We start from the raw sequence: 22,538 nt of genomic DNA on the forward strand, positions 1-22,538 counted from the left end.
GCGGCGTTGGCGCCACTTTGGCGGTGAGGCGCACTTTAATCCCCATCGCGGTGAGTACACTGGCGGTATCATGGGCGAAAGTGCGTGAATCGTGGCGGCCATCGTAACCAATCACAACCCCGCGCTCGGCGGCATCTTTAATTTGTTCGAGTAGATAGGCACCAAGCCCTGCAGACGTTTGGCGGATAACCAAGCGATTCATGCCCATAGGACCTGCGCCCACCACACCGCGTAATCCGGCGGTGCCAAATTCTAAACGTCCCGCAAAACGTGCCTCGAGTTCGGCGTCATTGCCTGTGTCGATTAAGGCTTGCAGTTGTGCCTGAGTGCGGGGATCGGGGTCATTTTCGAGCCAATGCTTAACCTGTAATTGCAGATGAGTATTCATAGGAGCCTCAGTGAAAATCATTTTCAATTACCTTAGGAAAATCCATGCCGAAGAACAAGCAAATTTGCACTAATTTCACCATCAACCCATGAGTTTTGAACTTTCAAGATTATTTTTTAAGCGATTTAACCATTGATTTACAAAGTAAAATAAATACAGATCAGAGTTCCACATAAATGGACACTAACTCAGCCCTAAGTAATACAAGCGTCTTACGCTTAGTTGCTTAATAACCCTAGAACAGTGAAGCTAAATAACCCCCTAACAGAATAAAAAACGCACTATTCATGCTTTAAGCTAGAGAGTGCGTGAGTTGTAGAGCCGTTTTGATTAGGACATGTGACGTTTCGAAATTCAATATTGCCCCTTGTAGCAGGGTTTGGTTGGCAAGCCCTTGCTTGCCAGCACGAACAAAATCTAATCTCGAAACGTCAACACGCCCTAGCCATTTACAGTTTAAAGATGTTGTCCCTCGCGTCGCGGTCAATCAATTTCACAAAGGGATCGACACCGACATAGCTTGGTTTTTCATCCAACGTAAGAGTGAGTTTATTTTCGCCACTGACTAAATGATGTTTTCCAAGCAACAAAATTTGCTTTTCATCTTTTAGCTTATCTGGGTCTACACTAAATGCCCCGATATCAACCTGCATATCCAAAGGCTGCTCGGTTTCTTCACCTTTACCACTGGCAACTTTACGACTCGCGTAAATAGTTAATTCAACTTGCGTTTTGCCATTGGGCAGAACCGTTGCCACTGCATTCGTTAATCGCAAATCATAGAGCGTGATGTCATTGAAAGATTCATCGATAAAACGCGACTGAATATCATCTGTTCCCTGCTTGAGATAACTCACTAAATCTACTGTGGTAGGGAAAGGATCATTACGGTACTGATAGCGAGTTAAGAAGGCTTTGAGATTAGCGTTTAGCTTAGCTTCACCCAACACATCCTTAATAGCCATCATCACCACAGAACCTTTTTGATAATGAATGTACTGCTGGTTTTCACTACGCAATAACGGCTGTTCTTTTATCGGCTCTGATGAACGGCCACGCAGATAGCGATCAAGCTCATATTTCAAGAACTTGCGGATCATTTTATCGCCATACTTATGCTCTAACACCATCAGCGCCGAATACTGTGACAGACTTTCGGAGATCACCGCACTGCCCTGAACATCCGCAGCCCCCACTTGGTGTCCCCACCACTGGTGAGCGACTTCATGGGCAGTGACATAATATACAGGGTCAATATTATCCTCATTGCGTAAGTCGGTAATAAAGCCAATACGCTCTGAATAAGGCACGGTATTCGCGAAACTTTGTGCAAAACTTCGGTATCCAGGAAACTCCATAATACGCATTTGCTTATGCTGATACGGGCCAAATGCCACAGTGTAATAATCGATTGAATCCTTAACCGACTCCACCATCCGAGCTACGTTCCAAGGATGATCCACATGGTAATAGACCTCTACGGCAATCCCATTATGTTCAACCTTTTCAACTTGGTAACGACCGGAGATAATGGCATAGAAGTTCACCATTGGACTGTCCATTAAATAATGGAAGTACTGGCGACCATCTTGCTGCCACTGCTTTTGCAAATAACCTGGCGCGAGGGCAATTTGGTCAGCACTGGTCGAAACCGTCGCTTCAAATTGGATAAAGTCCCCATCTACGCCAAAGAAGTTTTGTCGATAATAACGACTGTCTTCCAGCTTGTTCGCCCGCTCTTTTTCTGTCAGTCCGCGTTTTTGGCGCTCATGGCGATCCATAAGCTCGTAACCATCTTGATAACCAAATAAGGGTAATAGCTCAAGATTATTGATAAAAGTGCCATTTTCTACGACAGACAAATCAAAGCCAGACTCGGCAATACCGACAGACTCACGCACTAATTCGATATTTCCTGTAACTTTCTGCCCCGGCAACACTGGCGCAGAAAAACTTAACCAGGTATTACGGAAACGACGATCAAACTCGCCTAACGTCGCATTGGGAATAGTGATCTTTACCGTGTCCGCTTGGGTGTGCTCGGGCAGTTGCACCAGCATCTTTTCAATTGGCTTATCCGATTTATTTTGCCATTCAAACATTACCTTAGCGGCTATTTTGCGTTGCTCAGGAAAAATATCGATATTCGCATTAACCTTAGTGGTCACTAAAATAGGCATGCCTTGATATTGTTTGAACGTCTTTTCGTAATCGGCTTGTAAATCTGTGGTTTCTTCTTGGGTAAGGTAATGATTAACCACCTTAGTTTGATAGAACAGGTAACTACCAGATCCAATAAATATCACTAAGCCCGCCACAACGATGGCCTTGCCACTGAGACCAAGCTGATAACCCAATAATCCTAATCGAGTTTTAAGACTTTGTTGCGGTCCTCTATGGTATAAACCATAGCCCAGCACGAACAGTATTAAGCTAAAAGCGCCCCAATAAACCATATACAAACTGTGGCTTAGCAGACCCCAACCATAGCCGTTCATATCCGAGTAACTTAAGCTAGGTGATTGGGCAAAGTTATACAAACTATGGCCAAATCCCCAATTTGCCATCACGAATGTCGTCAGGTAATAAGCCACAAACAGCCCCATACCTGCATATTTGTTCGGGCTAAGCACTTGTAAGAAAAATGCCAGTATTGAAGAGAGCAATAATGGCAGTAAGTAATAAAACCCAAGACGAATAAGGTATTGAGATATTTCTAAATTACCTTGGCCCTTTATCAGTTGGAACACTATTGTGGTTGACATCGCCAGCACATACAGCAAGGTCATCACAATAAGTACAGCAACTAACTTTGATGCCCAAAAACATAGGTTAGACACAGGCGCACTATCAACAATATCTCCCATGCCAGAGGTGCGTTCACGCCAGACAATTTCAGCGCTGTAATAAATCAGTACGATAACCATTAATAATCCGGTCGCACCGGCAATGTTATCCACCATATCCTGAGTTAAAGGCCAGTTAGAGGTACCGTACCATCCAAAATCATCAAACATTGGGCCGACTAAGTTGAATACTGTTAACACCCCTAGTACCAAAAAGGGGGCAGTAAACAGCACTTGCTTGACCTCAAATTTAACCCGAGTCCAAAATTGCAAGCGCGCGTTGATTTCAGTGCGAGTCGATAGTCTAGATAAAGGGACTAACTCAGGGATCTTTTCAACTTTGGTGGATTTTTTATCGCGCTTTTTCGTTAATGTGGGCTGGCGGAAAATCCCTGACAAAGCCAGTAATACGCAGGCGATCGCAAGCCACAGTGCTCGATTTTGTAGCACGAGTCCTGACAACTCGAGTAACTGGTGATTCTTCTCACTAATCGTCCAATAACGGGTCACTTCAGCGAAGGTACGCAGTGCAAAGGGGTCGAGTAATGCCGCGATAGTACGATACTGCGGTTGGCTCGCCATTTCGCCTGTGAGCGTGTAAAGCACCAACATAGCCACGGCCGTCAAATATAAGGCCATCAAAGATCGGAAACGGCTTGCCATGGCATAAAATAGGCATGAGATAAGCAGTAAACTTGGAACCGATAACTGCAAATAGGGTATCAAATAGTGGCTAAAGACAAAGGGGCCAAAGCGACTCCCGTCAACCCAAGGCATAAATGAACCTAATATCAAGCCAATAGGTACAAAGGCGAATACGGCCAACACCACCATAAAACTGCCTAAAAAACGCCCAAGCTGATAGGCGAAAGGCGATAGTGGTTTACTGTAAATCAGCTCCTCCATTAAATGCTGATGATTACGAATGGCGGTGCTACCGACAAAGTTTACAACAGCAAACATAGAGATAAGCCCCATGATGAGCAAGGTTTGGCTAATACCAAAAGGGCTATTTTTCAACACTTCACCACCGCTACCAATTTGAATATTATTGGAGGCAACTGATAAAAAGCTCATTAAAAACAATAAAAAAGAAACAACGTAAAATGATGGCTGACGCAAATAATAACGCCACTCAAATCTCAACATAGATAACAGCATAGGGAATCTCCTTAAGCTGCCTGATGGCGATGGCTGTGCAAGGTTGAGAAATACAAATCCTCAAGCCCCGCAGCGGCTGGCGTAAACCCTTCAGGGCATGTATCAGCCATCACATTTAATACCGTTCGACCGGCAAGTAATCGTTTTGAGATGACCGGCAATACATTCTCAAGTTGTTGCGCTTCAGCCTGATCAACGGTTTTAGTCCAAATCTTCTCAGTTAACTCACTGACTAATTGCTGCGGATTTCCCTGTAATAGGATTTTTCCCGAGGCTAGCACCGCCATATTTGGACAGAGCTCCGACACGTCCTCAACAATGTGAGTTGAGAGGATAACCACTTTTTCCTCGCCCAAACTCACTAACAAATTGTGAAAACGATTGCGCTCTTCAGGATCGAGCCCTGCGGTTGGCTCATCAACAATCAATAATTTAGGATCGCCAAGTAACGCCTGGGCAATCCCAAAACGTTGCCGCATACCGCCGGAAAAGCCACTTACCGCCTTATTTTTATGTTGATATAAGTTAGTGTGAGCCAATAAGCCCTCCACGATTTCTTTGCGTTGCTTGCTCTGATTGATGCCTTTTAACACCGCTAGGTGGTCCAATAAGTCAAAGGCGCTAATTCGCGGATAAACATTAAAATCCTGTGGTAAATAACCTAAGGTTTTACGCAATGCCTGTGGGTCCGCTAAGACATCAATACCGTCGAAAACGATGCTGCCACTGTCAGCACTTTGCAGTGCAGCAATAGTACGCATCAAAGAGGATTTACCCGCTCCATTCGGTCCTAGTAGGCCAAACATCCCCTTCGAAATAGTTAAGTTAACCCCATCGAGCGCCCTAACGCCGTTATCATAGGTTTTGGTTAAATCAGTAATTGTTAGCATGCTTCCCTCTTGCTTTTATGTTCAAAATAACGCCAAGTTATCACAAATAATTAACCAAAACAGCAGTTACTAATGTATTCATGCACTTACCGAATGACTAACTAAATAATGCAAAGAGAAACAATCAATAGAATTAAAAGCAAAGGGCCCGAAATGGGCCCTTCAATATTGAAATGACTGATAATAGTCAATGATGTAAGTTTATCCCTATAGCAAACGCTAAATACAATTCCTTACATAAATCATGTGTTAACGGGAAGGCAGCGTGCCATCAAACACGCGCACTTTAATATTCTTCTTCAGATTTTCCTGATCCTGTTGCCATTCCTGCCACTGAGTCAGACTGATACTCAACTGCAAAGAGAAATCCGTGGAGATCCATTGTGTTTGTCCCTGCGCATATTGCGGCAGTGGCACAATATTTTTAGGGCCATTGAAGGATTCAGAGCATTGGAAGGACTTAAAGTAAACTTGGTCGATAGCCAGATCGAGCTTACTCGGCGTCGTCATACATTGGCCGCTTCCAGGCTCTTGGTAGGAAGCAAATTGGTACATAATCGCTGGGGTATTATTGCTGCTATCGGGCACGGAAGCCGTTTGATGGCAAGATAAGCAGCTACTTAGGGCATTATCTGCTGGACCGTTTAACCTGCCATTACACCCTAGATGCCCTGCATTGGTTTTCTCATTTAATCGTCCAACCACCTCTTGAAACACCGCGCTATCTTTAAGGCCTGACACCGGATTTTGTGGAAAGGCAGCCGCGCCCAAGTTTACAGGAGGGGTATCATTGCCCCACATAAGTCCAAGGGGTGAGATACGGTTCCACGGATTTTTCTCCTTTGCCTTAAATTGGCCGTCGGCCACAAAGGTGCCATAGGCCCAGCCTACCGGCGAGCGGCTGTCACGTACCGCGATATCAAACTGTAGCAAGTACACATCGGCGACCGAACGTGGACACTGCTCTGTTTCTTGCTGGAAGCTACAGGCACTACCATCGGCATTTTTACATTCACAGAAATCACTCGAACTGATATTAGCTTGCCATACAGGCACATTCTCTAAGAAGGGGTAATTATTGGGTGTCGCCGTGGTAAACAGCAATTTGCCAATCACACTGCCTTCATTAAAGGCAAAATTGGCTTGGGGCATCACAGGTGCAGCAGCCCCCGTCCACACCTTAGCTAAGCTGCCCGCAGCCTGAGGGTTATAAAAGCCGACGGCCCACATGGTGGTTTTAATATCGCCTTGGTCTTTCACCGCCATAGTGACGGGTGCTTCACGGGTTAATCCATGGATAAATTCGCGTCCACTCATGGGATCGTAGGTTTGATAAGGAATATGGTACCAAGAACGTACCTTGTTATTACACAGATCCCAGTCGGTATTAACATCACCACTGTCGATATTGCCCGCTTGGATATACTGCATAACCGCCCAAAGATAATTCCAAGCTTGGGTATTCTTATCCTTTTCAGAGAGATTTTTATCGAAGGGATTGAACTTGAGCCATGGCATTTGCTGATCGGCTTTGGCTGCGGAGTAGGCATCACTTAACTGAAAAATGGGCCCTTTCCAACCAGGGTAGGCCTGATTGATGATCACTTGATTATCCCACATGCCGGTTTTGGTAAAGGCAGGGTCTTGAAAGTAACTCGGGTAAGTTCCTGTACAAGTGGAGCTTGAAGGGGCTGGTGTTTGGCTGGTTTGAGTTCCAGCGGCGTGGGCATTGGCTCCGAGCAAAATGCCAATCAATAAACTCGCAAGAGGTAGTTTCATCGCTTCATCCTTGAAAGTATTCGTCATCTTTAGGGTTTGCACCGCACCATGGCAATGCCAATTAAGCATAGACTAATTTTCCAAGTCACGACTTTGCCTTCGGTAGATAGTAAAAAAGCCATTTAGCATGGGCTAAATGGCCTTGATCGATTCCTAAGTCATTAGGAGCTTACTTCTGCTCGCGCGTCTTCCACAGGGAGAATAATACCCCCGCCAGCAAGAGGCCGAAGGTGACACCAAGGGATAAGGCCGTTGGGATTTTAAAGTCCACAATGCCTTCATGATTAAAGTACACCAGTCCGACTTTTACACCGATAAACACCAATACCACCGACAGCGCATACTTGAGGTACTCGAAACGATGCACCATGGCCGCGAGGGCGAAATACAATGCCCGCAGACCTAAAATCGCAAAGATATTAGAGGTATAGACGATAAAGGGATCTTGGGTAATCGCAAAAATCGCCGGGATACTGTCTACTGCAAACACCAGATCCGCGGTTTCGACTAAGATCAACGCCAAGAACAAGGGCGTTGCCCACCAGCCTTTGCTGAGTTGATGCTCCTCTCCCCTTACCCAAAACTTCTCTTGATGAAGGCTTGGTGTAAAACGCATTTTAGAGCGTAACCATTTGTAAAACTTATTATCTTGGATATCACCATGCTCATCATCGGAAAAGAGCATCTTAATACCGGTGAAAATCAAGAACAGGCCGAATAACACCAACACGCCTTGGTATTGCGCCACCAGCGCCGCGCCTAAGCCAATCATAATGGCACGTAGCACAATAACACCCATGATCCCCCAGAATAACACTCGGTGTTGATACAAACGGGGAATGCCTAAGCTACTGAAAATAAGCGCGATAACGAAGACGTTATCCATAGATAAGGACTTTTCGATAAGGTAACCCGTGAGGTATTCCATCCCCGCGGTCGAACCCTTGTACCACCATAACCAAGCGCCGAACAACAGACCCATACAGATATAAAAGGCCGATAACTTAAGACTCTCTGCCACGGTAATTTCGTGTTGCTCTTTGTGTAGCACGCCTAAGTCGAAGGCTAACAATGCCAACACAAAGCCAAAAAACATTAACCAAACCCATATCGGGTAACCCACAAATAGCGTGGTAAAAAACTCCATAACACTCCCTAAAACCTAAAAATACCGAGTTTTCTCGGCCACATCGCCATGCTCGATCTTAATACTTAGCGACACCAAAAACAGTGAAACAGGGTAAAAAGTTTAAAATAGCAGATTAAAATTTGTTTAAATCCATACTAAACAGCCAAAACAACTAGTTGCACTAGACCCTATCTTCGGAGCATTTATCGTACTCTTATCAGATTTAAGCCTAGTCCTAACGCTCACGGACTCATCACTACTCACGCCTTAGCCAGCACAAATCGATAGCGTTTGCGCTAACGGTGTGAAAAGCGAGCTGTTTGAGCGCACTGTTTAACACTTGAGTATTAAGCGAAAATGAAAAATCCGCGGGCAAGAATGGCCGCTTGAAATAGCGTAAATGGCGTGTGTGATCGCTCACCACAAAGGATAAAAAGGAGATTCGATGGGAAGCGAAAAACTATTCGCGACCGAGCAGACGACGCACGACTAATACCACAAGATGCAGTAACAACAGGCCAGTAAAAGCTGAGCAGAAAAACAGTAAGGCGATGGAGTTGACCTCACGTGGAGTGTCACTGTAGAGATACCACCACAACGGCCAACCGATAAGCGACAGCAACGTCAACTGCCACATGCAGCGTTTGCAGCGGCCAATCTTTTGCCGAAAAATCGAAGTATTACAATCGTCGCACGCCATTAACGTTTTAATCCATTAGCTTACCGTAACGGCATAAGATATCACCAAGTTTGTCCTGTGCTAAATACTGCACTAGAGCGATGCCTTGAGGCGCCTCATACCCTCGCCTATCGACACTAAGGCATGATAGCCAAAGTCCCGTTTTGCCGCGCTGATATCGAAATAATGGCTACAGGAAAGCTGTTTAGCAACAAAGCGCGTCATTATCGGCTCTTCTTGTTTATTCATCAGTCGATACGCCGTTTCTAACACAGCGCCCACCACATAGGCCAGGGTCTGTGGCACGCGCGCGGTCACTGGCGGCAATCCATCACAGGCGAGAATGAGGTTCAGCATCTTGGCCATAGTTACAGGCTCGTCGTTACTGACAAAATAGGCTTTCCCTTGGCACTTAGGCGAGACTTGGCAAAGCTCAACGGCCGCCAGAATGTGGGCATAAGCGGCGTTATCGATATAAATGGTATCGACCAGTTTATCCTCGCGCCCCACCAGCTTGAGCTTACCTAAACGACCACGGGCGAGCACTCGAGGCACCAGATGCGGATCATTGGGCCCCCAAATCAAATGCGGCCGCAGGGCAACGGTCTTTAGCGCATACGCCGATGCAGTTGAAGAGATTTGATTAGCATCGAGCATCATCTTCTCGGCAATCGCCTTGGAATGAGCATAATAATTTAAAAAGCGGCTGGCGTAGGGCGTCGATTCATCAATACCCGCTTCATCCTCGCCCGCAAAGGTCACGCTAGGAGTGCTGGTATAAACTAATTTACTGATTTTAAGCGCTTTACAAGCAGCAATCACGTTCGCGGCCCCCTTCACATTAGGGCAAAAATAGCTGTCCCTGTCGCCCCATACACCCGCTTTTGAAGCCACATGGAACACGATATCGCAGCCCTGCATCGCCTGTTTGACTTGCTCAGGATTGGCTAAATCCCCCTGTACCATAGTCACACCAAGGGCTTCAAGCTCAGGATAATGGCCACGGGCAAAACCAGTCACCTTAATCCCAGCCGCGACCAAACGTAGGCAAATGGCCTTACCCAAAAATCCCCCCGCGCCAGTCACAAAGGCATGGTTGACCTTAGCGACCAAGGCATAAAGCGCGACTTGCTCACGCTTATCGAGACTTAGTTTGCTACATGCTTGGTCACCGCCCACTTGGTTTAGGCCTGTTGGTTGCGACGGCGTACATTCTAAGTCCGTAGGGGCGAGAGAAATGGAACAATTATCGGTCATCTTGCTATTCCGAGACACACAGTGTCGTTTACAGTATTAAGTTCAGCGCTTATATGCAATGGAATAATATTTCATCCCTATGCCACTAAAAAGCAACAGAAAATCTAGACGAGTAAGGTTAAAAGTCCCTTAAATGAACATCAGCCTTTGGTTTGCGATTGCGCCCAAACGGCTAATTTTTCTCTAAATATTTTGGCATTGTGGCGCACATCCACAGGGAAATCGGGATGAATGAGAAAACGTCTAATCCCCTGAGTGTGGCTATACTGCTCGGCAATCGCCATCAGCTCTTGATAGAGCTGCGCACTCTTATTGCATACCAAAGATTGGTCAAGCTCGATGCAGATGAGGGGTTCAATCTCACTCGCGCCGCCTTGCCCCTTCACTTTGATCCCCACTAACGCCGAACGCTTCACATTCGGATGGGTATTAAAAATACGCTCACTCGGAATGGAATAGTACCGTTTAACAAACTGCCCACCTTGGGTGGCATCGACTCTATGGGCTTTGCGGCCACACATCCACAACCGGCCGCTGTCGTCCAGATAGCCAAGGTCGCCCATTCTGTGCTTAAAGGTTTGCTGCTCGCGGTCCCAGATTTTAGCCGCCGTCGTTGCCGTTTCGCGGCGATAATAGGACTGGCTCACCATAGGGCCTGTTACCACTATTTCGCCAATTTCCCCCGCGTTAAGACGCATGCCATTATCCCACTCAGAGATGTTATCCTCAGTGATGGCGATAATCTCGATGCTGACACCATCGATGGCACGACCGACACAAATCCCACCGCCATTGTCTGTGGTTTGAGTCGTGGTAAATAGCTCGTCGCTGGCAATCATGCTGATGGGTAAGGATTCGGTAGCGCCGTAGGAATTGAGTACAGGCACGCCGTCACTGAGCATTTTGCTAAAACGGGCAATCGAGGCAATGGTCGCGGGCGCCCCTGCGGAAATCACGCGTTTCACACTGCTGAGTTTGTGCTGCTTTTTCGACTCGGTTTGCTCACCGGCGCGGCCTAAACGTTCAAGCAAGGCTGGATTAACAAAGATATTGCTGCATTGGTATTTCTCAATAGCGGCAAATAAAAATTCAGGATTGGCCGTAATCGGTTTGCTGGCATCCATCTCAGGCACAATCGATGCCATACCGAGCGCCGGACCAAAGAGGGAGAATAGCGGAAATGTCGCTAAATCACGCTCGCCATGTGCAATGCCATAATCCTGTTTTAGCGCCTGAATTTGCGCCTCAAACATGCCATGGCTATAGACAACGCCCTTTGGCGTCCCCGTGCTGCCACTGGTAAAGAGAATCGCCGCCATCTCGTCATGCCTAAGCAGCGCCATCGGGTACTCGCCCTGTTCCGGCAATTTAGCCACAGATGACTTAGCTGTAGACGACTTAGCTGTTGATAAGAGTATCGACGCTAAACTTGGCGCGCCCGTGAGTAAGCGCGATAGCGTGTCAGCAAGTCCGCTTGGATTACTATCCACATTGATAAGATGCCGCACACTGCCTTTACCCCAGCCTAATAAACGTCTGGCGATATGGGCTTTAGGGATACCGATAAAGGCATCGGGCGCAGCTTCAATAAAACATTGCTTAAGGTTTTTAATCCCCATGCCCGGGTCAACCAGCACGGGAATAATCCCCGCCTTAAATAAGGCGAACGTTAACGCAAAAAAATCCAGACTCGGGGTGACCATCAGCACCGCCTTCATTCCCCGCGTCAGCCCATGGGCATTGAGCGCGAAGGCGATGGCATCGCTTTGTTTATCGAGGCTAATAAAATCGAGTTCTTGGTAAGTCAGATTGGCAAGGGATTTACCCTTGCCCTGTTGCACCGCAACCGCAAGATGATGGGGAATGTGATGAGCGGCTTGCTTTAAATGCCGACAGATATTGGCATCGCTTGCTTGCTCGGCGGTAGATGTCCCATGGCCGAGCTGCGCATCCTCCACCCTAGCCATTAATGTGCGGCCTGTGGCGCTTGAGTCTCTGCCTCAGGCTCTGTGGCCTGTTCCATTTCAACGTGCTGCACTTCTGCCGCTGGCGTTTGCGCCTCAGCCATAAAGTGTTTGATATGGGTAATCACCTCATCGCTCGCATCTTCGAGGATATAGTGACCACAATCGGCAAATTCATGCACCTTAGCATGGGGCATATGTTCGCGCCATTTGGCTAAAAAGTGCTTATCGAACACAAAGTCCTGTAAACCCCAGCAAATCAGTGTCGGCACCTTGGCAAACTTTGGCAGACTGGCGGCGATATCCGACACCAGTTGATAGTTTCTGTCACCCGGTTTTAGCGGAATATCCTGCACAAAACGCAGGGTCGAAATCCGATTCGCCCAGGAGTTAAACGGCGCAACATAGGCCTCACGGATGTACTTTGACATCGGCTGACGCTTTACCCCAACGTAGGAGGCTATCGATGAAAAGGCATTAAAACCGCGCACTAATACGGTGCCAAGCAGTGTATTACGGCAGATCCACAGCGCCAGCGGCAAAGGCTTAGTGTCGGGTAAATGGAAGGCACCGGTATTTAAAATCACCAGACGTTTAATTCGTTCAGGGTAACGCGCAGCATAGCCCATGCCGATCATGCCGCCCCAGTCGTGGACGACTAAGGTAATGTTTTCTTTTACCTTTAGGCTATCGAGCAGCGCCTCTAAATCGTCAATGCGATTCTTAAGGGTGTAGTCGTAACCGCTATCATCCGGCTTATCCGACAGGCCACAACCAATATGGTCGGGCACGATACACTGGTGAGTATCCTTAAGGGCACTCACGAGATTACGGTAATAAAAACTCCAACTTGGATTACCGTGCACCATGACCACAGGCTCACCTTGGCCTTCATTGATGTAATGCAGCTTGTTGCCATTACGGCTAAGAAAATGACGTTTAAACGGCAACAGAGTGTCTAACATGACGCTTCCTATCTTTTGTTTTAATTATTTTGTATTGGTAGCCTGTGCAGGTAAATTCGCCTTTACCTATGCTCAGTGCTAATGCTCATCGCTAAACCAATAAGCATAAAAATGCCCTAGCAAACCTTGCTCTGAAGCGTCGGCTAAGGCAGATAACAATCCTTGAAAAACTACCACTTAATGCCCAGCATCATGCAGTTCAAACCACTGCCGATACCTAAAAAGCTCACCTGATCCCCAGGGCGTAAAAAGCCTTGATCGTGTGCCATGGCCGCTGTGACGGGTAAAGAGACTGTGCCCATATTGCCAAGCAGTTGATATGTAGGAAATTCTTTTTCAGGCGGAATATTTAACGCACTCAAGACCTGTTTGCGGTTTGAAGCGCCGACCTGATGACAGATCACTTTATCGACCTGCTCGACTAACCAATTCCGCTGAGCGAGGAAATGCTCCCACGTGTGCTTTGCCAGCTCGACCCCTTCTTTGAGCAAGGTCACCGCATCGGTACGCATAAACTCACGGTAAATATTGTGCCCCACTTCCTGCAAACCCCACTGACACAGTTGATGGTGCTGCGGCGCAGATAAATGGGAGGCGCCAAGTAACTGATGCTTACGCACATTCGTCAGCGGCAAACTGCCATCGGTCAAGATCACCGCCACCGCGCCTGAGCCGCCAGTTAAGGTCGCCAGCGACTGGGCAAAATTCTGCATGGTCGGATCGGCGAGCATATTATCAATGGTCACATCGACGATATCCCGCGCCGATTCGCAGGACACCACCATGCCCGCCTTAATTTGACCAAGCTCGATACGGTTGGCAATGTCTAAAATGCCCGACAACACCCCAAGACAGGCATTGCTGATATCGTAAATCGCCGTGTCCTTCGACACACCTAAGGCCGCCGCAATCCGACAGGCGGTGGCGGGTTCGTGCTGGTCACGGCAAACGCCGGTGTACACCACAGCGCCCAGTTCGGCGACTTCTATTCCCGTTTCTGCTATCGCCTTGTGCGCCGCTTTAATCGCTCCATCGGATAATTGATGCCCTTTAGGCCACCAACGGCGTTCGGTAATGCCCGTTAACGCCGCAAGTTGCCCCATAGGAATGCGAAATTTTTGATATAGAGGCGCGAGGCGAGATTCTAGCTCACTACTGGAAACCACCACAGGTGCCAGTTCATAGGCAAGGCTATTAATAAATACGCGGGAATATTTCATGAAACTGTTTTATTCGCTCACTAGGATCACTGATCTTTTAGGTCAGTTTTTAGTTGTTATGTGTCATTAAGGCGACATTTGAACAAGAAAAGCCCGATGATTCAATAAAAAACCATCTTTCGCCTTAGACTTGTCTCACAGGGTTTATAAACCCTTGTGACGATCATGCCGCCAATCCGTTAATTCAAAATGACCTAATAAAGAAATACTTTATAAAAAACAGTCAGGTATAACGTTAAATAGTAGATTATTTTTTACTCGCTCAATTTTTGCGCCAAAATCAGCGCATTTCTGGGTGTCACACTGTTTGCACAAAATTCCCTCAGGGTCACCCGATAGCCACTTTCCTGCAAAAAGCAGCAACGATCGAGAATTAACCACAGCTCCAGCGCACGGCGGAATAAATGCGCCGCCAAATCGATGCGCCGGGTTAACCTTTGTCGCTGTTTGCCTATCTCAAGCCAAGCGTCGAAATCACAATCTGCGGCTAAGGTAACCGTCTTTTGCGCCGCCGCCCAATGGCAAAACTCGGCAAACTCGCCGCTCAGCTGGCTTTGCTTTATGGCGGGCAAAGGTAAATAAGCATCTATGCCACGATAGCTTCGCTGCAACGCATCAAAACCGAGCCGCCAGGCGATTTCCTGATGCCGCAGCGCCTGTTGTTTCGGATTGGCGATCACGCTCTGTTGTAAAGGCAATTGCAGATCATGGCGACTTAAACGCAGCGCGCTGTGGTTAGCGAGTGTCGATAAGCCTTGATATTGATTAGCTTGAATTAAATGATAGCAGCAAGGTGAAATCGCCAGAGCCTGGGTGCCCGCCGCTGCGGCCAATTGCAGTAAACGCACATGCAAATCGCCACAGGCATGCAGCGCCACCGCCTGTTGCTTGGCGCGAAAAGGATTGGTTTGATGAGTGGAATTTTCGCAAGCATTACCTTCGATAGCGAAGGCATCGGCACAGATAAAGTGCTGTGATAATTGCCATTTATCGGCAAAGGCTTGGCCCTCTTCACAGAGTATCGCCTGCCACTCGAGGCTTAACACATCCACACCACGTGCTCTGGCTATTAAGCGGCCTAAATGGCCTTTGCCTGCACACCACTCCAGCACGGGTAATCCCGCATCGGGCAAATGCTGCACAAAGGCGGTAATTTGCTCCCACTTACGGCCCTTTATATGGGCGCTAAAGTGAGCCAACTCGGTAAGATCAATACAAGGTGAAGTAGCAGTTTCAATATCGTTAGAGCTAATGTCAGAGTCAATATCTGAGCCTATATCTGAGTCAATATCAGAGCCAAGCGAAAGTTCGGCAAAGGACAATGTGAGTAAAGACAGATCCCAGTCTAAGCCTAACGCGGCAAGATCCTGCTTGAGTGCTGGAGATAAGGCATCGACTAACACCGATTGCTCGGCATCCAAGGTATCGAGCACGGCATCATCAAGCGCCCAAAGGGTGGTTGCTAGCCTTGGGAATTGCGCCGCCCAAGGCAGTGCTTTTGCCTCAAAGGCACGGACTTGCCACAGGGCGCGGCTCTGCTCAAGTAACTTATCCAATTGGATAAAGTGCGCCCTGAGCCTGTCCTGACGCTCGACCCTTGCCTGCTTATGATTATCGAGCTTAATTGCCATGCTGAATTTGCTTTACTCTGATGTGTTCCATTTGACTCTCTTATTGGCCTTAGCCGTCAAGCCTTCACAACAGCACTGTTTTTAAAACCAGTTTGAAAACTATTTTGAAAACTTTGCCGTCAGTTTGAAAACTATGCCGTCATTAAGCCTTTACGAATATCAAGGCACATTTGACTTAATATCGCTGCCCAAATGGCGCCTAAAGCTGCTAGTATCGCCGCAGTTTTGGCCAACTTGCTATACCAGTTGGCAATCCATGTGTGTGTATACACAAAAAAGCCAGTTAAAGAGAAGAGTTTTAGAGGAAAAGTATGCTCTCCCCCTGTGTCGCTCGCTGCGGCTTAAATGATGAAGATTATTGCATGGGCTGTTTTCGCCATATTGATGAGATTGTCGCTTGGCGCAATGCCAGCGATGCTGAACACACTGCGATTATTGCGCAGCTCCCTGCCCGCAAAGCCCATTTCGAAGGCGACGAAAATCAACAGGTGCTAAGCCGCGCTAAATGGCTGGAAGCCGAGGCGCGACTTGCGAAAAAAGCCTGATATTTCAGGCTTTTTACTTTTATCGCTACTTTTTCATCATCGCTTTTAAATCGGCAAAGGGATTATAGGTCGCCGCCGCTTGCTTGGTTTCGGTGGTACTGCCGTAGCGGATCAGTTCTTCGAAGCGTGAATGCTCATTATCGTGGCAGTAGAGGCACAATAATTCCCAATTCGAGCCGTCGGATGGGTTGTTGTCGTGGTTGTGATCTCTATGGTGAACCGTCAACTCGCTTAAATTTTTTGAGGTAAATTCGCGGGTACAGCGGCCACAGATCCAAGGATACAATTTGAGCGCCTGCTCGCGGTAACCGCCCTCACGCTTTGCGCGGTATTCACGCTCTTGGGCTAAGACTTGATCTAACTTACTTTGGCCTGGATTTGCTGACATGCTCACACCTAACTGATGACCCCTAAAAAAGTGCCCCAAGGATAATCCGAGTTATTCCTTGGGGCAATATTTCTAACACGCAAAGCGTTTAGGCGACATGTCCTTGGTCGGCATTGGACAAGTGCAAATAGTGCAGGTATTTCTCGTATTGGGTGACCACATCCGCCAATAGCTGCTCTTCGGTATAGCCCATCACATCATAGTGTTGGCCGCCCTGCTCTAAGTACACTTCGGCGCGATAATACCAATTGTTGCCCTGCTCTAACTCTTCACCGACCGGATTGACGATTTCAAAGCAGCGCATCCGCACACCGTAAACGAAGGGTTGGTAGGCTTCGTTGCTGATCACCAATCGCACTTTGCCGTCGAGATATTCAAGATCCGCCGTCAGTCCCTTGCTCATAAATTGCTGACACACCTTAGATAACGCTGGTGTCGCGACATTATTGAGGAAGATACGCGCCTCATCTTCGGTGGGATGCGACACTAAGACTTCGATACGCTCCTCCCAGCTGATATTGGTCTTAGCATATTGCACACTGGTGGTATGGAGCTGCACACTGTTGATCTTCAGCCAATCGTCCTTCAGCGCCTTATACAGCCCTAAACACATCAGCAACATCACGCATAAAAATGGCATCGCACTGGCAATAGCGGCGGTTTGGAGTGCCTGTAAGCCACCCGCAAGCAGCAGCACTGAGGCCACCACACCCTGTAGCAATGCCCAAAACACCCGTTGCCAAACGGGCGCATTGTTATCGCCCCCCGAGGTCAGGTTGTCGATCACTAAGGAACCGGAGTCAGATGAAGTCACAAAAAAGGTCACCACTAAACAAATCCCAATGCCCGATAACAGGTGCGGGTACGGCATATGTTCAAAAAACACAAACAGCGCCACGGGAACATTGGTATTCACCGCTTCGCTTAGGTAGGTCGCGCCTTGATTCATAATGGCGTCGATGGCCGAGTTACCAAATACCGTCATCCACAAAAAGGTCAGCGCCGAAGGTACAAATAAAATGCCGACTAAAAACTCACGTATGGTACGGCCGCGACTCACCCGCGCAATGAAGGTGCCGACAAAAGGTGACCACGAAATCCACCAGCCCCAGTAGAGTAGCGTCCAACCGCCAAGCCAGTCTTCCTTATGCTGATAGGCATACAGATTAAAGGTTTTATTAACGATATCACTTAGATAACTACCGGTATTTTGCACAAAGGCCTGTAGCAACATTACCGTTGGGCCAAGAATTAACACAATCAGCAGCAGAATAAGGGCCAAGCCTAAGTTAAGCTCACTTAAGCGCTTCACCCCTTTATCGAGCCCTGAAAAAACCGACAGAGTAGCGAGTAAGGTAATGCCAATAATCAGCGACACTTGCACCGTGGTGTTATTAGGCAGTTGCTCGAATAAATAGCTTAGCCCCGAGTTAACCTGCAACACCCCAAACCCTAGGGAAGTCGCCACCCCGAACATAGTCCCTAATACCGCAAAGGTATCAACGCAATGGCCAATCGGACCATGAATGCGCTCACCGATTAAGGGATAGAGTGCGCTGCGAGGTAATAAGGGCAACTTATGCCGATAGGCAAAATAGGCCAAACTCAGGGCAACCACGCCGTAAATCGCCCAGGCATGTATGCCCCAATGGAAGAAAGTGATCTTCATCGCCTCTTTAGCGGCGGCCAAACTCTCAGGGGTTGCATCGGGCGGCGCTAAGTAATGCATCACGGGTTCGGCAACGCCGAAGAACATCAGTCCAATCCCCATCCCCGCCGAAAACAGCATGGCAATCCAGCTCTTATAGCTATAATCGGGCACGGCATGATCGGGGCCGAGCTTAATATCGCCAAAGCGACTGACCATAACAAAGATGATAAAAATCAGAAAAATCGCTACACCAAGGATATACAACCAGCCCGCTTTCGCCTCTAGCCACGACTGCATGGATTTGAAAAAGTGATTGGCCTCGGTGGGCCAAATGGCGCAGATCATCACCATTAATGTGATAAAAAAGACCGACGAATAAAAAACCGGTGGATTAATACTCGACTTGATAGACATAAAACTCCCTTGTTCTAGCCAGTTCCCTATTAACATCCCTTCTATTGTTGAAGAGATAGCGCAATACATAGGTAACCCTAGCCTCAGCAGTATGTGGTCAGGATGAAATAGGCATAAATAATCCATGACAAGGGCTCGCGGTCAGCAATACCTTGTGATGTCATACTCATATTGATAACGCTTCCCCACTTTCCCGTTTGCTTGAGGCTTTTGCTTAATAGTAAAGTCGGCAAACTGTTGACTCGATATACAGCTAAACCGCTGCTAATGCCCTTTGAGAGCCTATCGCCCTCTCAAAGACAGCGAGCATCGACACAATGCGACCGGATCGCAGAGTTCAACCTCAATGGCGACATAATGCATATAAGCGGTTCGATATCGGTGATATCGGTGATATCGGTGATATCGGTGATATCGGTGATATCGAGAGTGAGGAATGCAAAGCGCGATTAGCTGCTAACGGTTAACCCGTAACAAATAACCAGTAGCAAATATCGACTCGGCCTTGCTTAAGCTCTACTGGAGTGCCTTCGAACAGAGACCACATGCTGTCGAAAACTGACTCAATAGAGATACAGATAATGCTAAACAGCAGCTGCTGTTTAGCATAAAAAATGGCGACCTATTAAGTCGCCATCGGATTGTATCACAAAAATGCCTCAATTTGACGTAAAAAACCAAAACAGCTCTATTCAGCTTTAGTTTTTACCGTTGCCGCGCCCGGCGTTTGTGAGATACCCGCCGTTAAATTAAAGCGCATCGCCTCTTCAAAAGACCAGTCGACTAAAATCAAATCTTCACGTTTGACGAGGCTAGTCACCCCCGCCATTTGGTAACTGAGTTGGAATAACACAGGCACCCAATCCCCTTCGGGTAAAGCATCGAGCAACGGCTGCGGCGGCGTATCCGTCATAATAAAGCCCACCACAAACCCGCCATTGGCCTGTTTAACCAACACAGTTTGCTGAGTATTGGGTTTGCCCTCACGGTTCATTAAGGAAGCGATATCACGAATACTGCCATAGACAGATTTAAACAGCGGAAAACGCATCAGCTGACGTTCAATCCAGCCATAGAGCCACACAATGGGACTCACCGAAAACAGCAGGCCCACCGCAAACACTATGGCCACGACTAAGATAAAGCCCGCGCCGACAAAATGTTGGTTAATCCCTACCAACTCTAAAATAAAAATCCCTAAACCATCTAACGATACAAACAATGACCAAAATAACCACAGGCTTAACGCCATCGGCAGCAGGTTCATCAAGCCACGGGCTAAGGTTTTCTTCATTACAATCTCATCAAATCCAATGGGATAAAAATAGGCATAAATTATTTACGCTAAAAAGCGCGTTAAATGCTACCACAGAGTCACTTTTGCACCAGCACTTGATGTAAGGTAAGGCGCAGAGAAAACCAATAACAAACCGCTACGGCATCGAGGGAAAGAATATGCGCGTGACCCGCCTAGACCATTTAGTGTTAACCGTGAAAGATATCGAGGCCAGCGTCGCCTTTTATCAACGCGTGTTAGGGATGAAAAAGTCCGTATTTGGTCAGGGCCGTATCGCATTAAGTTTTGGCGATCAAAAAATCAATCTGCACCAAGCAGGCGCCGAATTTGAACCTAAGGCAAACCTTGCCACGCCCGGCAGCGCCGATCTTTGCTTTGTGGTCAGCCACAATATCGAAGAAGTGATCAACCACTTAAACAGCCTTGAAGTTGCGATTATTGAAGGCCCAGTCCTGCGCACCGGCGCCACAGGCCGCATCAACTCCGTCTATATCCGCGACCCCGATTTGAATCTATTAGAACTATCCGAATATCTGCCGGCCTGCACGCAGTAGCGCCTAATCCAATCATTTTTAATCGGCACAAATAACCTTATTTCAGAATGCGGATACTATAGATTATTGTTTTGCAACGATAATAATCAGTAACAGCTAGCCAATGAAGTCAACAATAAACGGAATGATAAGATGATAACAATACCCATCCTAGGTTTGCTTGAAGTTGATCCCTATGATGGCTGGCTTAAAAGCCAACCCATTGAGATCAATGCGCTAAGCGGTAAATTTGAGTTTATCTTAGAAGAGTACGAAACCGACCCACAGGTGGAGGATTTTCATACTGCGGTACAACATTTTCTCGCCCTAGACCATACCGCACTCGAGCAAGCTCAGGACGCGATTTACCAATATTATCAAGATTGCTGCACATACATTACGCCTGCGAGCGAAGAATATATTGATATTCCTAACCCAAACCAAGTGTGGCGCCATATTGAGTTTGGCGACGAATTAATGGTGTCACGCCGCGCCCATGGGGATAACGCCGTGTATATCTCCCTTACTTGCCACTGCGATTGGGAGCCCGAGCACGGTTTACAAATCGTGTTTAAACAAGGATCAACCATCAATAAAATTGGGGCTTTTGATGGACACCTTTCCCACGCAGATGCCTATGACGATCCTAGATTCGAAGACATGGTCTATGTGCCGTGTTGCAGATAAATTCAGATCGTTTATCAGATCGTTTATCTGATTATCTATCTGATTTATAATATTTTTCATTTATAACGCTAGGCAAGTAACATAATACTCGGCTGAGCATCAATTTATATAGGCTAATGTTTTGAAAGGAAAAGTTGTCTCATACCTTGCCGCTAAAAAGTATGGGTTTATCCAAGGCGATGATGGTGAAAGCTATTTTTTGCATTTTTCTGAACTATTAGACAAGAAAGATGAAGGCAAGTTAGTCAAAGGCAGAATGGTCCATTTTGATCCAACGCCCACACCTAAAGGCCTAGCCGCCAAAGCGATCAGTTTGCCCGAAGTCTTTATCAGGGAGCGATTAGTTGACTTTTTTACCACTAAAGACCGCCACCCTAAAAACGGCACAGTGCTTGTTAGCTATCCCATTACGACCCGCTTTTTTAAAGACCCCAGCGAAGGAAGACGTCATTTAGAACAGCTTGCAAAGCATTGTGGATGCAATGCAGTACTGAATGTCAGCTTTGAGAAGGACACTTTCTCAAAAGGTAATTATCGCTATACGGTACACGCCTTCAAAGGTGAACTCGCCCTAGTAACCGAGAAAGTTCCTGCTGACTCTCAAGAACTGGTTATCGCCTCTGCACAGTTACTCGAAAAACGAAAAGCAGATGTAGAGCAGACAGTTAAACAAATGAGTGAAGCCGAAAATTTAGCACGACAAAAACAACTGTCTGGTTGTCTAGGTACCCTTGCCATGATCACGCTGATACCGCTCGCACTGGTGCTCAGTGCTATAGCGGTTTTTCCTGCTTAGCGAGTTTAAAACAAGTCGATAGTGTTATTTATTAAAGAATATATGGACGGATTTATAACCCATGATAACTGGCTTAAACTGACCACCGTGTTTGGCAAGCTATTTCACTGTTGCTTCCCCAGTGACACGCCATAAACTCATCCCTGAGGGCTCGACGGCGGCATCCATGCCGCCAACGGTCACAGTTGCAACAATGACAATCTTTACGACCATTGAACTGTTCATCTAGCTAAAAACTTTTTGCCCCAAAACTTGTTAGCACACGTTTGTTCGTTCTGGACTTTACGAAAGAGTTACCCTACAAAATCTCATCTATTA

Annotated in this window: 18 protein-coding genes and 1 pseudogene; 5 read left to right on the forward strand and 14 right to left on the reverse strand. The window is 47.1% G+C overall.

Features of this window, described 5'->3' with window-relative positions; translation table 11 throughout:
* The 11 genes and pseudogenes from L976_RS23355 to L976_RS16670 form a co-directional block, all read right to left on the reverse strand.
* A pseudogene (locus L976_RS23355) lies at positions 1 to 388 on the reverse strand (phospho-sugar mutase); the annotation flags it as partial.
* Between the two features lie 449 nt (positions 389 to 837).
* The gene (locus L976_RS16625; RefSeq protein ID WP_047538525.1) at positions 838 to 4,395 is read right to left on the reverse strand and encodes an ABC transporter permease/M1 family aminopeptidase; all 3,558 of its coding nucleotides are present in this window, start codon (positions 4,393 to 4,395) and stop codon (positions 838 to 840) included.
* An 11-nt stretch (positions 4,396 to 4,406) separates the two neighbouring features.
* The gene (locus tag L976_RS16630) at positions 4,407 to 5,285 is read right to left on the reverse strand and encodes an ABC transporter ATP-binding protein (RefSeq protein ID WP_047538528.1); all 879 of its coding nucleotides are present in this window, start codon (positions 5,283 to 5,285) and stop codon (positions 4,407 to 4,409) included.
* 249 nt (positions 5,286 to 5,534) lie between these two features.
* Positions 5,535 to 7,064 carry a hypothetical protein gene (locus tag L976_RS16635; RefSeq protein WP_047540639.1) on the reverse strand — a complete coding sequence of 510 codons (1,530 nt, stop codon included), beginning with the start codon at positions 7,062 to 7,064 and terminating at the stop codon, positions 5,535 to 5,537.
* Positions 7,065 to 7,233: 169 nt separating this feature from the next.
* Positions 7,234 to 8,211, reverse strand: a complete 978-nt coding sequence (locus L976_RS16640; protein WP_037417025.1) for a TerC family protein — start codon at positions 8,209 to 8,211, stop codon at positions 7,234 to 7,236.
* A 442-nt stretch (positions 8,212 to 8,653) separates the two neighbouring features.
* Complete coding sequence (locus L976_RS16645) at positions 8,654 to 8,893, reverse strand: DUF3624 domain-containing protein (protein ID WP_047538531.1); 240 nt, start codon at positions 8,891 to 8,893, stop codon at positions 8,654 to 8,656.
* 72 nt (positions 8,894 to 8,965) lie between these two features.
* Complete coding sequence (oleD, locus tag L976_RS16650) at positions 8,966 to 10,129, reverse strand: 2-alkyl-3-oxoalkanoate reductase (RefSeq protein WP_047538534.1); 1,164 nt, start codon at positions 10,127 to 10,129, stop codon at positions 8,966 to 8,968.
* A 140-nt stretch (positions 10,130 to 10,269) separates the two neighbouring features.
* Positions 10,270 to 12,096, reverse strand: coding sequence for an olefin beta-lactone synthetase (gene oleC / locus L976_RS16655; RefSeq protein ID WP_047538537.1), 1,827 nt, complete (start codon positions 12,094 to 12,096; stop codon positions 10,270 to 10,272).
* Complete coding sequence (locus L976_RS16660) at positions 12,096 to 13,058, reverse strand: alpha/beta fold hydrolase (RefSeq protein WP_047538539.1); 963 nt, start codon at positions 13,056 to 13,058, stop codon at positions 12,096 to 12,098. Before L976_RS16660 ends, oleC begins: the two co-directional genes overlap by 1 nt.
* A gap of 170 nt (positions 13,059 to 13,228) precedes the next feature.
* Positions 13,229 to 14,278 (reverse strand): 3-oxoacyl-ACP synthase III, encoded by a 1,050-nt coding sequence (locus tag L976_RS16665; RefSeq protein ID WP_011717598.1) that lies wholly within the window; start codon positions 14,276 to 14,278, stop codon positions 13,229 to 13,231.
* Between the two features lie 254 nt (positions 14,279 to 14,532).
* Positions 14,533 to 15,909 carry a methyltransferase gene (locus L976_RS16670; RefSeq protein ID WP_052184013.1) on the reverse strand — a complete coding sequence of 459 codons (1,377 nt, stop codon included), beginning with the start codon at positions 15,907 to 15,909 and terminating at the stop codon, positions 14,533 to 14,535.
* 311 nt (positions 15,910 to 16,220) lie between these two features.
* On the opposite strand from L976_RS16670, the gene L976_RS16675 reads away from it, so the two are divergent.
* Positions 16,221 to 16,454 (forward strand): DUF1289 domain-containing protein, encoded by a 234-nt coding sequence (locus L976_RS16675; RefSeq protein WP_047538543.1) that lies wholly within the window; start codon positions 16,221 to 16,223, stop codon positions 16,452 to 16,454.
* A 25-nt stretch (positions 16,455 to 16,479) separates the two neighbouring features.
* On the opposite strand, the gene L976_RS16680 is transcribed toward L976_RS16675, so the two are convergent.
* Complete coding sequence (locus tag L976_RS16680) at positions 16,480 to 16,842, reverse strand: YajD family HNH nuclease (RefSeq protein ID WP_011717601.1); 363 nt, start codon at positions 16,840 to 16,842, stop codon at positions 16,480 to 16,482.
* An 88-nt stretch (positions 16,843 to 16,930) separates the two neighbouring features.
* Positions 16,931 to 18,907 (reverse strand): BCCT family transporter, encoded by a 1,977-nt coding sequence (locus L976_RS16685; protein ID WP_047538546.1) that lies wholly within the window; start codon positions 18,905 to 18,907, stop codon positions 16,931 to 16,933.
* 317 nt (positions 18,908 to 19,224) lie between these two features.
* Between L976_RS16685 and L976_RS23360 the strand changes: the two genes are divergently transcribed.
* The gene (locus L976_RS23360) at positions 19,225 to 19,374 is read left to right on the forward strand and encodes a hypothetical protein (RefSeq protein WP_156143196.1); all 150 of its coding nucleotides are present in this window, start codon (positions 19,225 to 19,227) and stop codon (positions 19,372 to 19,374) included.
* 221 nt (positions 19,375 to 19,595) lie between these two features.
* Here the strand turns inward: L976_RS23360 and L976_RS16690 are convergent, their stop codons facing one another.
* On the reverse strand, positions 19,596 to 20,201 hold the full coding sequence (locus L976_RS16690) for a DUF502 domain-containing protein (protein ID WP_011717603.1): 606 nt from the start codon (positions 20,199 to 20,201) through the stop codon (positions 19,596 to 19,598).
* Positions 20,202 to 20,362: 161 nt separating this feature from the next.
* On the opposite strand from L976_RS16690, the gene L976_RS16695 reads away from it, so the two are divergent.
* The 3 genes from L976_RS16695 (at position 20,363) to L976_RS16705 (ending at position 22,220) form a co-directional block, all read left to right on the forward strand.
* Positions 20,363 to 20,758: a VOC family protein gene (locus tag L976_RS16695; protein ID WP_047538549.1), complete on the forward strand. Its 396-nt coding sequence runs from the start codon at positions 20,363 to 20,365 to the stop codon at positions 20,756 to 20,758.
* 132 nt (positions 20,759 to 20,890) lie between these two features.
* Positions 20,891 to 21,424 (forward strand): DUF6985 domain-containing protein, encoded by a 534-nt coding sequence (locus L976_RS16700; protein ID WP_050991394.1) that lies wholly within the window; start codon positions 20,891 to 20,893, stop codon positions 21,422 to 21,424.
* A 121-nt stretch (positions 21,425 to 21,545) separates the two neighbouring features.
* Positions 21,546 to 22,220: a cold-shock protein gene (locus tag L976_RS16705; RefSeq protein ID WP_047538552.1), complete on the forward strand. Its 675-nt coding sequence runs from the start codon at positions 21,546 to 21,548 to the stop codon at positions 22,218 to 22,220.
* The last annotated feature ends 318 nt before the right edge of the window (positions 22,221 to 22,538 follow it).

Origin of the sequence: Shewanella sp. ZOR0012 (genome assembly GCF_000798835.1) — a bacterium.
GTDB classification, from domain to species: domain Bacteria; phylum Pseudomonadota; class Gammaproteobacteria; order Enterobacterales; family Shewanellaceae; genus Shewanella; species Shewanella xiamenensis.

What these genes read in the sequence shown, in the direction of transcription:
- L976_RS23360 (WP_156143196.1), top strand. Translation starts at nt 19,225, where the DNA reads ATGCGACCGGATCGCAGAGTTCAACCTCAATGGCGACATAATGCATAT.
- L976_RS16685 (WP_047538546.1), bottom strand. Translation starts at nt 18,907, where the DNA reads ATGTCTATCAAGTCGAGTATTAATCCACCGGTTTTTTATTCGTCGGTC.
- L976_RS16700 (WP_050991394.1), top strand. Translation starts at nt 20,891, where the DNA reads ATGATAACAATACCCATCCTAGGTTTGCTTGAAGTTGATCCCTATGAT.
- L976_RS16635 (WP_047540639.1), bottom strand. Translation starts at nt 7,064, where the DNA reads ATGAAACTACCTCTTGCGAGTTTATTGATTGGCATTTTGCTCGGAGCC.
- L976_RS16690 (WP_011717603.1), bottom strand. Translation starts at nt 20,201, where the DNA reads ATGAAGAAAACCTTAGCCCGTGGCTTGATGAACCTGCTGCCGATGGCG.
- L976_RS16675 (WP_047538543.1), top strand. Translation starts at nt 16,221, where the DNA reads ATGCTCTCCCCCTGTGTCGCTCGCTGCGGCTTAAATGATGAAGATTAT.
- L976_RS16665 (WP_011717598.1), bottom strand. Translation starts at nt 14,278, where the DNA reads ATGAAATATTCCCGCGTATTTATTAATAGCCTTGCCTATGAACTGGCA.
- oleC (WP_047538537.1), bottom strand. Translation starts at nt 12,096, where the DNA reads ATGGCTAGGGTGGAGGATGCGCAGCTCGGCCATGGGACATCTACCGCC.
- L976_RS16680 (WP_011717601.1), bottom strand. Translation starts at nt 16,842, where the DNA reads ATGTCAGCAAATCCAGGCCAAAGTAAGTTAGATCAAGTCTTAGCCCAA.
- L976_RS16695 (WP_047538549.1), top strand. Translation starts at nt 20,363, where the DNA reads ATGCGCGTGACCCGCCTAGACCATTTAGTGTTAACCGTGAAAGATATC.
- L976_RS16645 (WP_047538531.1), bottom strand. Translation starts at nt 8,893, where the DNA reads ATGGCGTGCGACGATTGTAATACTTCGATTTTTCGGCAAAAGATTGGC.
- L976_RS16625 (WP_047538525.1), bottom strand. Translation starts at nt 4,395, where the DNA reads ATGCTGTTATCTATGTTGAGATTTGAGTGGCGTTATTATTTGCGTCAG.
- L976_RS16660 (WP_047538539.1), bottom strand. Translation starts at nt 13,058, where the DNA reads ATGTTAGACACTCTGTTGCCGTTTAAACGTCATTTTCTTAGCCGTAAT.
- L976_RS16670 (WP_052184013.1), bottom strand. Translation starts at nt 15,909, where the DNA reads ATGGCAATTAAGCTCGATAATCATAAGCAGGCAAGGGTCGAGCGTCAG.
- L976_RS16640 (WP_037417025.1), bottom strand. Translation starts at nt 8,211, where the DNA reads ATGGAGTTTTTTACCACGCTATTTGTGGGTTACCCGATATGGGTTTGG.
- L976_RS16630 (WP_047538528.1), bottom strand. Translation starts at nt 5,285, where the DNA reads ATGCTAACAATTACTGATTTAACCAAAACCTATGATAACGGCGTTAGG.
- oleD (WP_047538534.1), bottom strand. Translation starts at nt 10,129, where the DNA reads ATGACCGATAATTGTTCCATTTCTCTCGCCCCTACGGACTTAGAATGT.